Here is a 14,150-nt window from a genome sequence, read left to right as displayed (position 1 = left end):
CTGATCCTCCGTTTCCTAACTATAGGGGCGGACCAATTCAAAGGGGGAGGATCAAGCGGATTTTTTACCATCGGCAGGCGGGGAAAAGTAATCAGTATTTTGTCGCATACCGCCGCTGGCTTCGCCATAAACTGGCCGAAAAATTCTTGGGTAATACTGGTTTGCAGCAAATGGAGCACGATAGAGCCGCCAGTGTACGCCGCTATTGCCTCGAGATTCTAGACACTCCTTCAGTTGTTGAAGAAGTAATTGATCATTATCTACATTTGTTACCTGTATTGTTGTTGAATTCTTACTAACTAAGGTAGCGTTATTGCCATCGAGTTCCCACTGACAGATACGCCTTCTGATTACTGCAAGGTCCCCACGAGGTCGAGGGCTAAATAAAAATATTGATTGTTTCATCTGTTTTCCATTGGTCTTAATGCAGGAATTCGTATTCGGCCTTCAGCTTCGCGGTTACTATTTCGTTCATGGCTGACCAATTCATCCGTTTGGAGGCAATGAAGCGTAAGCTGAGAAAGAATGGCCGTTACTAATTTTATAACAATTTGGACGCCAACTAAAAGCGCCGATAGATCTCGATTGCCAATATTAGTTCTCAACACAGCGAAACAGGCTTTGCCAACCCTCTGTAAATTTCACGATCTTACATGAAGTTAAAAAATACAATGCTGAAACTCTCGCTAAAACCACAACTATGGAAGCCAAATTTCGTTATAAAAATAAGCAAAAAAACGCGCCCCCGGCGATCAAGCCAAAGGCGCGCTTGTCTCATTTGTCTTTCTTTGCCGCCGAGAAGACCGCCGCGAAGCGTTCCGGCATGGTGTGGAATTCCTGCTTCAGCTCGCGCAATTCGGTCACAAGCCGCTTTTCCAAGTCCTTTAGGACAGCTTGGCTTGCGTAGCCTTTCGCCACTTCAAGCTTGTGTTCGTTCAATTCCCGTTTGACTGAAAGAATATAGGCAAACAGGAACCACCAAGCCCCCGCCAAAACGGACAGAATAGCGCACAAGGTCAAAACCTGTTCCCAAGTGATAGCCCCTTTCATTACCAGCACCCCCGCCGCTTTCCGTTCCGATCGTTCGCCGCTATCCGTTCCGCCCCGCTTCGATCGGCAACCACCACGGCGGCGAAGGCTTTCGGGTTAAGGCTGTTCGCCGTAAAGCCCGCGCAAGGCCCGGCATTCGGGCGGGTTTGGCATCCTGCCAGCGTCCCGAAAATACCGATTGCACAAATCAGCGTCAGACAGGCTTTGCAAAGTCGCATCGTCCCGCGTCCTTTCCTGTTCGATTGACAAGGCCGCTTCCAGGTCTTCGGCCTTGTCCTGCAATCGCGCCCGAGATCCGCCAAGCGCATAAACGGACGCGATGAACACCGCCCCCAGCAAAAGGGCCGCTAAAGCGCGGCCCGTTTTGCTGAAGAACAAGACTTTGAAAAGGGCGCTCATTCCGCCCGTTCCCGTTGCAAGAGAAGATAGCCGCCAACGGCAACCGCCATGACCAGCGACAGGGCAAAGGCCCATTGCACCGGCCCGCCCCCGGAAAGCACCGCGCCAAGCCCTGACAGCGCCCCCAAGCCTTGCGCCACGCCTTGCGGACTTGTCCAGGCGGCAACGGCGCTTGTTTCGCTGGCAGGTGCCTTGCCCCCTGCAGGCTTTGGAAGGGGAACCGCTTTAGCGGCTTCAAGTGGATCGGTTCGCGTCCGTCCGGCGCGGTAAAGGTCCAGCCCCAACGCCTGCACTTCACCAACACGCCGCCGCCAACCGTTCTTGTTGTAACGCCAGTTTTTCAGGCCCTTCAGATATGCAAGCCGGGCGGCGCTATAGCGCTTGATCAGATCGGGAAGCGCCCGCCCCTGAAGGGCACCAAGGGTTTGAACACCAACGATCCCGTCAACGGTCACTTGCAAAAGGCGCTGAAGGTGTTGCACCGCCCGGCCCGGCCCGCTGTTGACCGCAAAGTCAAACACCACATAGTCAAGACCAGCTGGAAGCCGATCACCGCGCACCGCGTCCCAATACTGCGCCTTGTATATGCGGAACGCTTCGTCTTTGGTGAGGTTGCGAACATCGGCAACCGTGACAGGACCGCCCCGCCAATCGCGCAAGGTGCCTATGGTGATTCCGTACTTTGTCGCGCCGCCCGGATCTTCGCGCCGTGGTCGGTTTGAAAACCCGCCTTCGTGTCCGATCAAATGCGGCTTGATTGCCTCAAAAGTGGATTGCATGTTTGCCCCTTCCCTTGGTTGCAGGCATAAAAAAACCGCCTTGCGGCGGTCGGTGGTAATTTTTCGGATGTTTCAGCTTTCTCGCCCCTCGCCGGAGCGTGGGAAACTTTGTAAGAAGTCAAAAAGTGCACGCAACGGCACTCGTCAGATTGCCAATGACAAAATGGAACATTTCATATGGAACTTCCTTACTTTGAATATTACCCAGATCCAGTCGGCAATGGCAGCATTGTTGAAAAGTCGGCCACATGCCCCTGTTGTCAGCAAAGACGAACCTTCATGTATGTCGGCCCAATCTACTGCATTGAAGAAGTAGAAGAAGTTTGCCCGTGGTGTATCCACGATGGGTCTGCCGCAGACAAATGGGGGGCAAACTTCAATGATATTATCCATGCTCCAAGTGGAGTGCCCGAGCATATACTTGTAACCGTAGCTTCCAGAACACCCGGTTATGTTTCTTGGCAGGACAATAAGTGGTTGTTTTCGCACAACGACGCACTTGTTTTCCGTGGAGATGTCGTCGGAAAGGATTTGATCAAGAGGAACGAAACAGCGAAGATTTCCGCATGCCGCGCGGCCTTGGCAGAGTTTAAATTCCCCGAAGATTTCGATCTGTCCAACGTGGTCTTTGGTGGGCAACCTGCAATTTATCTTTTTCAAGATAGAGCCACCGGGCAATATCATGCTTATGCGGACATGACGTAATAGTCCTTTCGTCGAGGCACAGAACGAACGCAAACACTTCCTTCGACGCCCGATTTTTAATCAAATCCGGACCTCGCTTCCCGGCTCCATGGTTCCAGGCATAAAAAAACCGCCCTTCAAGGCGGCGGCGAATTTCAAGTTGTGTTTGCCGGTCAGGCTTGCGGCACCACGGGCAAGAAATAATGTGCGGCAATCCGCACCTTGCCGCCCGTGAATGCGCCCGTGTCGCCATGCGCCGAAATCAAAAGCGGCGTATCGTTGTAAAAGGCTTGCGGCCCGATCACCCCGGCATTTGAAGAACCCGGCGCGGTTCCAAGATATCCGCCGAACTTTTCCGGTTCGCCGTTGATCCCGCAATGATACTGCCAAACGCCGGTGACGGCCTCGACGGTGCGCGTTGACACGCCGAAGACAATCGCCCGGTTTGGAATCTGGATCGTTGATTGAACGCTTGCGCCGTTCAACGTCAACAATTCTTCAGCCGTGACGATTTGGCTTTGTGCGCCGCTTGGCGTTGCCGAAACCACCGACACGCCGGGCGGCGTCCAGTCGGTGCCATTGAAGACGGCAAACGCGCCTTCGTCTTCGATATAGGCCCGCCAACCGGTGCCGGGCGAAAAGAACACCCAAGCCCCATCGCGGAAGCTGGCAAGCTTGCCTTCGTGCCCGGCAAAGTCTCCGGTTGATTGTGCCGGCACAAGATAGCGTGCGCCATTTGCCGGCCCTTGCGGCGGACTTGCCTTGCCCCGTGAGACAACCGACAGGTTGACCACCGCGTCCAGCACGGCCAAAGCCTCGTTATGGGTAATATGCTTTTGGCTTTGGCTTGCGGCGATTTCCGGCAAGTTCAGGTTCGGTGTTGTCATGGTTGATAGTCCTCTTGAGCGGACGCCCCGCGTCCATAGGTTGCCGAGATCTGGAACACGAAGAACGTGAAAGAGGTTTCCCCGGCAATGCCAAGGTCAACCACTTGATCACTTGCCGAATAGGTCACGGTTTGCGCGGCGCTGGTTAGAACCCGCTTCAGCGTCCCGTCTTTCCAGATTTCGATTTCGTAGCTTTCCAGGTCTTCGCCAAGCGGCACTTCGGCTTGTTCCCAGCCGTCGCCACCGATCCGCGTGCGCCTTATCCATGACAAGGCAACATCACCGCCTGCCAATGCTTCAGCCTTCAGGTGTACCGGTGAAAGCGGACGTTCGCCCCGGCCTGAGAATGTGATTTCGCCATAGCTTGCAAAATCATCATCCCCAACGGCCCCGTCAGCCGGTCCAACCTGCCAGTGAAGCGGAAGGCCGATCAATGCCCGATCCAATCCCGATTGCTCAATTGAGCCGTCAAGAATGACCACACGGGCACCGCTTGCGGCCCCCATTGCCTGCTCACTGCCCCGCTGTCCGCGCAAGAGCCGCGAAAGCCGGTAAGTGCGCTTTGCGATCAGGTCCGCCCGGCCATATTGCAACAATTCCCAATCGCCCGAAGCCGATTGAATGAGTGCCGCATTTCCGCCCGCCAAAACCTGTTCATCGGTGAGGCTTGCCAGTTCGCCGCCGTAAAGTTCAACGTCAACGGAATTGGTGTTGTCCCATCGATAAAGCGGCCCCGGCAAAAGGTCGGTTTTGGTTTCACCGATCACCCCGCTTGCCGCAAGGCCCGCCCGTGCCTGAAAGCCGCTTTCAGATGCACTCGACAGGAACACAAGGCCCGGCGCAAAGGGAAGCTTGAAGCCGGTCACATAGCCCTGAAACCCATTGTCACTATCGCGCAACAACGGCCCGTCAATGAAGACGCCAAGCGCCGCCGCCTGTTCCTTCTGTCCGCCGATCCCGTAGACACGCCCCAAGCTTCGCGCCGGTTCATACACCAGGCCGTCATAGCTTTTCGCTTCAATGTGCCGCCCGTTGCCGTCTTGAGCCTTCACAACGCGCAAGGTGTGCGAGCGCCCGCCGAAATCCAGCGACAGAACATCGCCGCTTTCAAGGGCAAGCGCACTTTCAGGAAGTCCGAGCGTATAGGCTTCCCGTCCTGCCCATTGTTCCTGAAGCAGGCTTTCCGCCGTCGCTTGAACCCGGTCATAATCGGCAATGATCGGCGTATCAGTGACAACCACCCGGTCATTGGTGACTTCTTCAAGAATGCCTTCACCGGTCACGCTTTCAAAGTCCCGTGACACGTCATAACAGGTCAGCCGCACCACACGCGGCAATTCCGTTTGTTGCGCACGGCGGATTGTCACCGGTTCATTCCCCCTGCCCCGGTCTAGCAAGCCTTCAGCTTTCAGGCTGAGAACCGGGAAGCGGAACCGGCGCGAACGACCAACGATCCTTCCGCCCGATTCCATCGGATCAAAGAAGAAGGACGCGCCGAGGGTTTCCACAACGCTTCGCGCACTGGTCACGTTGTCGATTATGAAACCATCTGCCACGCCGTCAAAGCCGCCTGTTTCAAAGTCAACGCCTTCAACTAGGCCGCTTCGTTCCATCATCAGCCGCGCTATTCCATCGGCAGGCGCACCGCCAAGGCGGCCCGACAACCAATGCCCGGTGTAGAAATTGGCATGATCTGCCCAGGCATCCGCATGAACCGGGAAGGACGGGAACGGGCGAACGTCCCAAGCCCACGCAAACAGATTGCCCGTGTCGATCATGCGCCCGCCGTAGACGCTGGAAACCGGGTTTTGGTTTGCGTCCTGCCAATAGGAAATCAAGGCCCGCAAATAGCGGCGCTGAATAAGATCGTCCCGCGCCCCGCTGGAAAAATGCGGAACGAAGCTTTCCGAGGATTTCGGATCATGAAACACGTTCGGTTGATTGGTGCCCTTGTCGATGGCCGGGCACCCGAATTCGGTGAACCAGATCGGCTTTCCTTCAGGCGTCCAGCTGGTTGCCCCGCTTTGGCGCACCCCGCCCGGCCTGTTGTGGTGCGGCGATTGCCACCACCCGCGAATGTCCTTTTGCCGGTAAACCCAATCTTCGCCGTGCGCGCCGTCATAGATCGGCGTCCGGTTCTGGTTTGCCCGGTCGGCATCGCTGGCATAGTACCAGTGGTAATATTCGCCGCCCTCGATGTTGCTTTGAAGATAGTCAAGATCATGGATCGACTGGAAGCGCGGCGAATGGTCAAGGTGCCCGGCTTCGTCCCGCCAATCGGACAACGGCAAATAATTATCAATGCCGATGAAATCCAACTGCGCATGTGACCAAAGCGGATCAAGGTTGAACAGCACGTCGCCCGATCCATCAGCCGGACGATAGGAATGATATTCCGACCAGTCCGCCGCATAGGTGAGCTTGGTTCCACTGCCGACGATTGCCCGCACTTCGCCTAACAAGGCAACCAGCCCGTCAACAAAGGGAAACTGGTTCGCGCTGCTTCGTATGCTGGTCATGCCGGGCATTTCCGTGCCAATTGCAAAGGCATCAACGCCCCCCGCCAGGTGCGCCACCTTGGCAAGGTGGAGAATGAAACGGCGGTAAGACCATTCGGACGGCCCCGAATAGGTCACGGTTGTTCCCGATCCGCCAAAATGCGCGGCGCTTGCGGTCCCTAAGAAAAAGGCGGCTTGCGTTGCCGCTGCCGCCGTCTTGTCAACTGTTCCCGGTTCCCCCGGTGCCGGATGGCAGGTTATGCGCCCCCGCCAAGGGTAAACCGGCTGTTCGCCCCGCCCGTATGGATCGGGCAAGCCGTTATCCTTCGGAACGTCCATCATGATGAACGGATAGAGGAACACGCGAAGGCCCCGCGCCTTCAGGTCACGAATTGCGGCAATAACGCTGGCATCATTCGGAGACCCGCCGAAAGCCGGTTTGCCGTTTACCGTGCTTACCACCGTTGCAACGTCGCGTGTGACCCCGGCAACCTGCCAGCTTATTGGAGAGGTTTCCTTATTCCGAAACTCAACGCACGGCTTGATTTGGCAAGACCCGCAGCGAAGATCATTGCCGAACCACGCAACAACCAGCATGACCGTTTTCACATTCGGGCAAACGGCCTGCATCAGGTCCAGCGAATGCCGCCAATCCGAGCCCTTGACCTTTGTATGTCGGTTATTGTCCGCCTTGGAAACGCCGCCCGTGTGATCTTGCACAAGGTCCGGCGAATAGCCAAATTCCGTTGCGCCGGGAATGAGACAAAGCCCGGTCAAGATTTCTTCTTCGTATCCAACGGCCCGCACAATCTCGAATGTGAGTTGCGGAATCCGGTTGCCGTATTTCGCCAAAGGCAATTCTTCAAAGACGATATATGCCGTGCCGCGATAAGCAGGCGCATTGCCGGTGCCTTGTTTGGCTTCAATCAATTCGTCGGGTTGTTGGGTTTCCGAGCCCTTGTAAATCCGGTGATTGATCGTTGTCAGGTCCAGTTCCTTGCCATCTGCCCAAACGCGCAACACGCCGGAAATCGGACCTTCACAGATCCCAACGGCAAAGTTGGCAAAATAGGTGTATTCGGTCGCGGTACTGGTGGCGCTTTTCCGCCCGCCCTTGCCGCCGTGCTTTTGCGTCGTCGTCGTCACGCGCTCTATCAGGTTGGTTGCCCAGATCACTTGACCCGACACCCGCGCATGACCGGCAATGATCGGAATGGCCGCGCCTTCCGCGCTCGATAGCACCTGAAGGCTTTGCAGGCGCTGCCCTTCCGAGTGTTGCCCCTTCACCCCGCGCGCGCCAAACAAATAGCTGTCCAGGATGGAACCGCCAATTGTTGCCGCCGTTGTAATTGCAGTCGCAATTAGTCCCGCCGCGCCGGTCGCGCCAATAAGCGCGGACGCCGCAGCACCCAAGATAAGAGTTGCCATGGTGGTTTTCTTTGGTTTTGAGAGTGGTTTAACGTGAACGCAAAGGACTACGCCGCATTCCGGCGACACATCCAATTTTGAAAAGGTTACTGCGATCCGGTAATTTCACGTATCAGACAACATCTACAAACTAAGGCTGCCTACAAAAGCCTGATTGACCTAAGCCTTAGTCAAAAGCTTTCCACAATTACCTCTTGTAAACTTCGCAATTACTATGAAGAATCGCAAAGAATAAAAAAATATTTAGAAATGGAAATGCGATAGATGGCATAATCACGCTATGATAATAACTTCCTCGAAACAACCCGCCACTAATACCAGACAGACTTATATTATTAGGAGCATAAAAGAAATGAAGAATTATGTATAAAATAAAAAGAAACACAAATATTAATACTTTCTTTCTATTAATTACAATAATCCTATAAGCCATTAACTTACACATAGAAAATATCATGCAAATTGAAATAATTATCAAATCTTTATAGTAGCTAACTCCAACAGTATTGTAGTATTCAGTACCTCCATTTTTTATAATTACATCTTGCGCATGATATACTATTGGAACAAATTTCCAATTCAGAACTTCTCCTGAACTAAAAAAATAATTAAAGTATATAAATATAAACAGAGCGGAAATGACTGAAACAATCAGATAGCATAAAGATATCTTACCAATTTCAAATATTAATCTATCTTTCTCTTTGCTCAAGGCATGCTGCATGGAAAAAACCCTCCCAAAACATCGAATACATAATCTCACAAGTGGTAATAGCGATTGAATCGTATGTGCATATCGGCACGACACTTTTCGCCAAATTGTCTTTACGTCATATGAATTTCTCTGCACCAGATTCGCCCACAAACCCGAACCCAGCCACTGCCCGGCGCAACCAATTGTCGTTGAGCGCCACTTCGCAGACACCGACACCCTCTTGCGCATGGATCATGTGCCCGGCATCCGACACAATGCCGCAATGTTTGGCGATAGCGTGCGGGAACATGCGGAACACGATCACGCTTCCCGGCTGAAGGTCTTTCAGGTCGCGCCGCTGCAAGTGCCGTTCCGCTGCTTCTATCAGGGTTTCCCGTGTTCCCACCTGCCCCCAATCGGGCGAATAGGGCGGCGGCGTTTCCGCGTCCCTGCCGTGGAATTCCTTCCAGACCCCGCGCACCAGCCCAAGACAATCACACCCGACACCCTTTAAAGCCGCTTGATGGTGATACGGCGTCCCGATCCAGCCCCGCGCCAGTTCGACAACGCGGGCACCTTCATTGCTTTGACCAAATGTCATTGTCGAAGATTGAGAGTTTCGCGGTTGGTGAGCCGTCATTTTCCTGTTCCCCCTGCCGTGCATAGCCCATGACAAAATCATTGCCGGGCATGTGCGGAAATCCGCGAAAGTTCGCGCCATTGTTGAACTTGACCTTGCAGGCCCCGAACGTATGCGGGCACCCGGCGCGAACGGTGAAGGCATCGCCCGGCGTGATCGGATTGACAGGTTCGCGCCAAAGCGTGAGCTCAACCGTCCCGCCTTGGCTTTTATGCACCTTGACCTTGATTTTCTGCCCCGCGTTGCCGCCCGTCTCCCAGGTCAGGACGCCCCGCGAAAACCGATCATGCGGAAAGGCGCTCAAACCGTCCGCCTGAAACGTCCGCCCGCTGGCAGTGGCAACGGTGCCCGTGCCTTTGTTGTCCGGCGCGTTGAGGTTCACCCCGCACCGGGCATCACCAAGCGCGGCGTCACAGCCATATTGAAAGGTTCGCCCGATGGTTTGTTGAAGCTTGTGCGCAAGGCCGCGAAATTCCGCCTGAAAGGCAATCGCCCCGCGTGTCACTTCGCCAATATTGCCGCGCTTGATAACGGCCCGCTCGTGTACGTTCTGCCAGTTCACCCGATAAAGGGTAATGGCCGCATCATCATAAAGCCCGGACGCAATATCGGATTCGGTGATCGCGTCCGAGGAAAGCGCGCCTTCAACGTCCATATTGTCAACGGAAAGACCAAGCGAACTTTCAATTTCCGTTCCCGAAAATCCGCTTGCCGCCTCAAAGGTCACGCCGTCAAAGATCAAGGCCCGGTCATGATCGGTAAAACCGAAAATGAGCCCGTCTTGCCGGGTAACCTGCCAACACCAGCAAAGCGACGTTGCAGGCCCGGCAATGTGCCCGGCAAAGCCGGTTTCAAACTGCCTCATAAGAGAACCTCAAGTATCGGAATGTTCGGGATTTCGCCTATCTTGTGATCAATCATCGTTACGTCGATTTGATCCGTATCGAAGCGAGCGGGAACGTCGAATTCAAAGCCTGCCGACACGTTCAGGCCAAAGCCCGGCGCTTGCGCGAAGATCACCAGCCCGCTTGCATGATCGACAGTGAACCCGCCGCCCTGTTCGGTGCCGCCAAGGGCAACGCGCACGGTGCCGGGCACCGGCTTTGTGATGTCCCGCGAATACGGGTTGAACGCGCCGCCATAGGTTTTGACAAGCTGGAAGGCGGTTTTTGCCCCGTCACCAACGCCTAAAGGCTGGTCGGTTGCGCTTGGGTCTTCAGACGGCAAACAGGACTTGTAGTCGCTCCAATCCTTCCAGCGAAAGGCGGTCAGGCGTCCGCGCCGTTCTTCGAAAAACGAGATCACCTGATTCAGTTCATCAAGCGTCCGCACCCCGTACCCGGCATTGTAGCGCCGCCGCGAGCCTGCCCATTGGCTGTTCCTTTGTTCCTTGCCGGACGCAAGGGCAACAACAGTTGTCTTGCGTTCCGGCCCGCCCTTGCATCCGAGCGAGATCCGCGCCGGAAACTGCACGTCATGGAAGTTGTCAGGCATCAACGCCCCCTTTGTCCGCGTCCTAGCGCGTCAACCAATTGCCCGGTTATCTGGGTTTCCGACCGGCGAAAGCTTTCCGCGTCTTGCGTGTAAACCGTCATGTAGACGATTGGTCGCTCGCCACCCTTGCCGCCGAAGGAATCGCGGTTAGACACCACCTTTGCAGGCCCGGTGACTATTTCCGGCCCCGCTTCCCCGGCAATGCCCCATTGCCCCGCGCCAAGCGTTCCCCCGTCCGCATACATGCCCGCAAAGGCATCCGCCAAGGTTGACCCGACACCGCCGCCAAATCCGCCCCCAAAGCCCTTGAACAGTTTGGGCAACAACCCGCCGCCCCCCATGATCCCGGCAAGCGGCCCCTGACCCAATAGCGCCGCCTGAAGCGCGGCTTCTGCCAGCGTTGCGGCAAGGCGTCCGGCCGCGTTGTCGGCAAATCCGAGCTGCTGCACAAAGCTTCCGATCTGACTTGAAGCAATGCCGCCGAAATACCCCGTGACCTCATTCAGGCGGCTTTGGGCTTCGTTCTGGTTCTGGATTTGATCAATGAGCGCGGCGATTGCCCGCCCCTGTTCGCTGGTCGCATCAACGCCCGCCATCTTGAGCGCATTGACCTTGCGTTGTTCCAGAGCGGACAAACCCAAAATCGAAGCTTCTTCGCGAAGCTGGTTTAGTATCCGGTCGGTTTGCGAAATCTGGTCCAGCCGCGCACGGTTTGACGCCGCCCGGCTTGCGCCTCCGCCCTTCCCGCCGTCTTCGCCGCCCTTGGTTGGAATGATGGTTTCAGCGATCTTGCCGCGCTTGCCCCCGCGCCCTAACGGCCCGGACGTGCCAAAGGCATCCGCCGCCCGTTCGCGCATGATCCCGGCAAGCCTTGCGTCTACGGCTTCCAGCCGGTTGCGCATGGCGTCGATTTCAGCTTGTGAGCCGGACCGCTCAAGAAAGGACAATTGCCGGGAAAGGGATTGCCGCTCACTGGTCAGACCCTTTTGCAGATCCTTCAAGCTGGCATCGACCGGCGTTTTCAGAAAAACGTCGTCCATCAAGGCCGCAACGGACAACACCGCCCGTTTGCCGGAAAGCTCAAAGGTCCGCCAAAGCCGGGCGAACTTGTCGTCAATTTCTTCAGCCCGCCGTTGAAGTTCTTCTTCAAGGTAACCGCCCGTTTTGACGATTTCGCCTTGCATCCGGTTAAGACCAAGCGAGCCGTTGCGAAGGGCAAGGACGAATTCAGCGCCCGACCGTCCGAAGGCTTCATTTGCAAGCGATAGTTTTTCCTGTTCGCTTCCCGCCCGCTTGATCAAGTCCGCATAGTCACGCAAAAGCGCCATGATAGGCCGCATCTGGCCATCAGCGCCGCGAAGGGCAACGCCATTGGCTTCCAGAATGTCCGCCAATTGCCCGCCCTTGCTTTCCGCTTCTGCCAGGCGCTTGGAAAACTGCAACAATGAAGCTTCCGTTTTGCCAACCTCGACACCGGCAAGGCTGAAGCCGAAAGAAAGTTCCTGCAATTCGTTGGTTGTGAGCCCGATCAAATCCGCCGTTTTGGCGAAAGTGGACGCTTCAGCAATCACGCCCCGGATCAGGGTAGGAAGCTGGATCAGTTCAGCCGAAAGAATGCCAACCCCAAGCCCCGCCGCAAAGCTCTTGCGAAGGCTGTTAACGTCATTCCGCACTTGCTGGAATGCCGCCCGTGACTGGTTGTTTCCCTTAATGGTGAATTCCATTGCCCGCGCATTCATTCGCTTGCCTCCGCCCGGATTTGATAAAAGACGTACCATTCAAGAAGTTCGGCTTCCGGCCAGTGTTCCAGGTCGGAAACCCGCATTTTCAGCCGATCCGCAAGCGCAAACAGGAACAACCGCCCCGGATCGGACCTTAGTTTTTTTCAATCGCCTTCTTGTCGGCAGGAAGCGCAATCGCCATGGCAATCCGGCCCGTGATTGCGCCATCACACGCCGTCAACAATTCGTGCCGGTCACCTTCGGCAAACAGGCGGTTGCCGTGTTCGTCCAGCGCCTTCAGGATCACCACGTCAACGGCGCATTCGGCATCAAAAAAGCCGCCGTTTTCGCCGTAGACCGCCTTACGCTCAAACGGCGTCATTGGGTTGTAAAAGATCTTGAACGGTGCGCCTTCAGCGCCCCATTCGGGAACGTCAATAACCGCCATTTTGTTGCGCTCGTAATGCGCCTTTACCCGGTCAATCGCTTTCATCGTGGTTCCTTTTTCTTGCCACCAGAACGCAAAAGGGCCACTCACTAGCGGCCCCTTTGCGTATCTTCAGATTTGGTGAGGTTCGGCGTTATGCCTTGATCGGTGTTGTCAGTTCGCCTTTGCCGAGAAAATCAAAGGACATTGCCACCGTGTCATTCTTGTTCTGACTTCGGCCTATATTGGTAATCGTCGCCTGCCCCGAATAGTATTCCTTACCCGTGGCGTCGCCGTCGCCGTAAAGGTGAAGGTTGACCAGATCCCCGACCGCCAAGGCCGCTTGCCCCGGATCACCGGGCACCCGGTAGGCATTGATTGACCCGCTCCACTTCTTCGCCGCGCCGGTTGAATGATCTTCCCACGCATCCCCCATGCCGGTTGCGTCCGAAGTCGGAACTTCGATTTGCAAGCTGAAGTCCTGCACCTTGGCAATCTTCACCGCACCAACGGCGATTGATCCCGCGCTACCGTGTACCGCTGTCATTAGCTGTTTCCTTTCAATTGTTAGATAATCACCCCCGCCCGGAGCATGATGCCGAAAAGTGCCTGGCGGTTTTCGGATAACATCATGCTCCAACCTATAAAGATCGATCACGTTTCATGACTGCGGGCCGGTTCGGCCAACAGTCATCGTGATCTAGTGCGGGTTACCTTCCGGCCCGATCACTAGGACGGAATAGGTCAGGGTAAGGACGCCCGAACGCCGGTTGTTTTCACCGTCGCCAAGTTCAAGCGCCGTTTGTGTCAACGTGCTATCTATCGCGAGCCCGTCAAAGGTCCGGTTCTGGAACAGGACTGTTTCAACTTCCGCCGCGATTGCGTCCAACGTGTCGTCAAAATCGCGGCCCCGCGCTTGCGCTTCTACAGTGAGTTCAATGCGGCGCTGCAAATCCCTGTCATCATCGCCAAGGGAATCCGTGTCTGAAGCTTCGCGAAGCGTGTAGACCAAAAGGCACGGCGGCTTGTCCCGGTCAGTCGGATAGGTCCGCATTGAATAACAACGGTTGCCGGTTGTCGGCAGGTTCGAAAGCAGATTGACCGCCTTGTCCCGTATCCGTTGGCGTATATGTGTCATGGTTCCGCCCGCTCCAATGTGACGACCGAAACGCCTTCGCCGTCCGGTTCTGGTTCATGGGCAACCAGATATTCAGCGCCCTTGATTGTGAGAATTGCACCTTCCCCAAATCCAACGGGAAGCGCGGACGTTGGAACGGTCACGCTTGGCGCACTTGCCAGAAACCCGGCTGCGCCTAGTTCGCTTGTGCTGGTTGGATTGTCGAAGATTGCGACCAGATCCCCCGTTTCGCCGGTCGGCAACTGGCCGGTATTCCTGATCCTCCCCCTTTGAATTGGTCCGCCCCTATAGTTAGGAAACGGAGGATCAGA

General features: G+C 55.6%; 16 protein-coding genes. 2 read left to right on the top strand and 14 right to left on the bottom strand.

From position 1 onward, the window contains the following. Positions 1–299: hypothetical protein (locus F0155_RS23715; RefSeq protein ID WP_204934593.1), on the top strand; the 299-nt coding region annotated here is incomplete at its 5' end. Positions 300–774: 475 nt separating this feature from the next. On the opposite strand, the gene F0155_RS22500 is transcribed toward F0155_RS23715, so the two are convergent. The 3 genes from F0155_RS22500 to F0155_RS22490 form a co-directional block, all read right to left on the bottom strand. Next, positions 775–1,050 carry a hypothetical protein gene (locus tag F0155_RS22500; RefSeq protein ID WP_150526819.1) on the bottom strand — a complete coding sequence of 92 codons (276 nt, stop codon included), beginning with the start codon at positions 1,048–1,050 and terminating at the stop codon, positions 775–777. Between the two features lie 96 nt (positions 1,051–1,146). Further along, positions 1,147–1,449: a hypothetical protein gene (locus tag F0155_RS22495; RefSeq protein ID WP_150526818.1), complete on the bottom strand. Its 303-nt coding sequence runs from the start codon at positions 1,447–1,449 to the stop codon at positions 1,147–1,149. Then, complete coding sequence (locus F0155_RS22490) at positions 1,446–2,228, bottom strand: glycoside hydrolase family 108 protein (protein ID WP_150526817.1); 783 nt, start codon at positions 2,226–2,228, stop codon at positions 1,446–1,448. The genes F0155_RS22495 and F0155_RS22490 overlap by 4 nt, the downstream gene beginning before the upstream one ends. Before the next feature lie 177 nt (positions 2,229–2,405). Between F0155_RS22490 and F0155_RS22485 the strand changes: the two genes are divergently transcribed. Beyond that, positions 2,406–2,933: a CbrC family protein gene (locus F0155_RS22485; RefSeq protein ID WP_150526816.1), complete on the top strand. Its 528-nt coding sequence runs from the start codon at positions 2,406–2,408 to the stop codon at positions 2,931–2,933. Positions 2,934–3,085: 152 nt separating this feature from the next. Here the strand turns inward: F0155_RS22485 and F0155_RS22480 are convergent, their stop codons facing one another. The 11 genes from F0155_RS22480 to F0155_RS22430 all read right to left on the bottom strand — a co-directional run. Next, positions 3,086–3,799, bottom strand: a complete 714-nt coding sequence (locus F0155_RS22480) for a DUF2793 domain-containing protein (protein ID WP_150526815.1) — start codon at positions 3,797–3,799, stop codon at positions 3,086–3,088. Continuing rightward, entirely contained in the window at positions 3,796–7,725 is a 3,930-nt protein-coding gene (locus tag F0155_RS22475; RefSeq protein WP_150526814.1) for a baseplate multidomain protein megatron, read from the bottom strand. Before F0155_RS22475 ends, F0155_RS22480 begins: the two co-directional genes overlap by 4 nt. Positions 7,726–7,912: 187 nt before the next feature. After that, positions 7,913–8,449, bottom strand: coding sequence for a hypothetical protein (locus F0155_RS22470; protein ID WP_150526813.1), 537 nt, complete (start codon positions 8,447–8,449; stop codon positions 7,913–7,915). 106 nt (positions 8,450–8,555) lie between these two features. Then, positions 8,556–9,020, bottom strand: a complete 465-nt coding sequence (locus F0155_RS22465) for an NlpC/P60 family protein (RefSeq protein WP_150526812.1) — start codon at positions 9,018–9,020, stop codon at positions 8,556–8,558. Further along, on the bottom strand, positions 8,998–9,924 hold the full coding sequence (locus F0155_RS22460; RefSeq protein WP_150526811.1) for a DUF2163 domain-containing protein: 927 nt from the start codon (positions 9,922–9,924) through the stop codon (positions 8,998–9,000). Before F0155_RS22460 ends, F0155_RS22465 begins: the two co-directional genes overlap by 23 nt. Continuing rightward, positions 9,921–10,553: a DUF2460 domain-containing protein gene (locus tag F0155_RS22455; protein ID WP_150526810.1), complete on the bottom strand. Its 633-nt coding sequence runs from the start codon at positions 10,551–10,553 to the stop codon at positions 9,921–9,923. The genes F0155_RS22460 and F0155_RS22455 overlap by 4 nt, the downstream gene beginning before the upstream one ends. Further along, positions 10,553–12,292 carry a hypothetical protein gene (locus tag F0155_RS22450; protein ID WP_150526809.1) on the bottom strand — a complete coding sequence of 580 codons (1,740 nt, stop codon included), beginning with the start codon at positions 12,290–12,292 and terminating at the stop codon, positions 10,553–10,555. The genes F0155_RS22455 and F0155_RS22450 overlap by 1 nt, the downstream gene beginning before the upstream one ends. 136 nt (positions 12,293–12,428) lie before the next feature. Then, on the bottom strand, positions 12,429–12,767 hold the full coding sequence (locus tag F0155_RS22445; protein ID WP_150526808.1) for a hypothetical protein: 339 nt from the start codon (positions 12,765–12,767) through the stop codon (positions 12,429–12,431). 88 nt (positions 12,768–12,855) lie between these two features. Then, positions 12,856–13,248, bottom strand: a complete 393-nt coding sequence (locus F0155_RS22440) for a phage tail tube protein (protein ID WP_150526807.1) — start codon at positions 13,246–13,248, stop codon at positions 12,856–12,858. 153 nt (positions 13,249–13,401) lie between these two features. Then, positions 13,402–13,839 (bottom strand): hypothetical protein, encoded by a 438-nt coding sequence (locus F0155_RS22435; protein ID WP_150526806.1) that lies wholly within the window; start codon positions 13,837–13,839, stop codon positions 13,402–13,404. After that, a partial coding sequence (locus F0155_RS22430; RefSeq protein WP_204934591.1) for a head-tail joining protein occupies positions 13,836–14,150 on the bottom strand: 315 nt, incomplete at its 5' end. The genes F0155_RS22430 and F0155_RS22435, both read right to left, overlap by 4 nt.

This window comes from Roseibium sediminis, assembly GCF_008711325.1.
Taxonomy (GTDB): domain Bacteria; phylum Pseudomonadota; class Alphaproteobacteria; order Rhizobiales; family Stappiaceae; genus Roseibium; species Roseibium sediminis.
The sequence above is the reverse complement of the archived record's forward strand: the minus strand, read 5'-3'. Positions and strand labels throughout refer to the sequence as shown.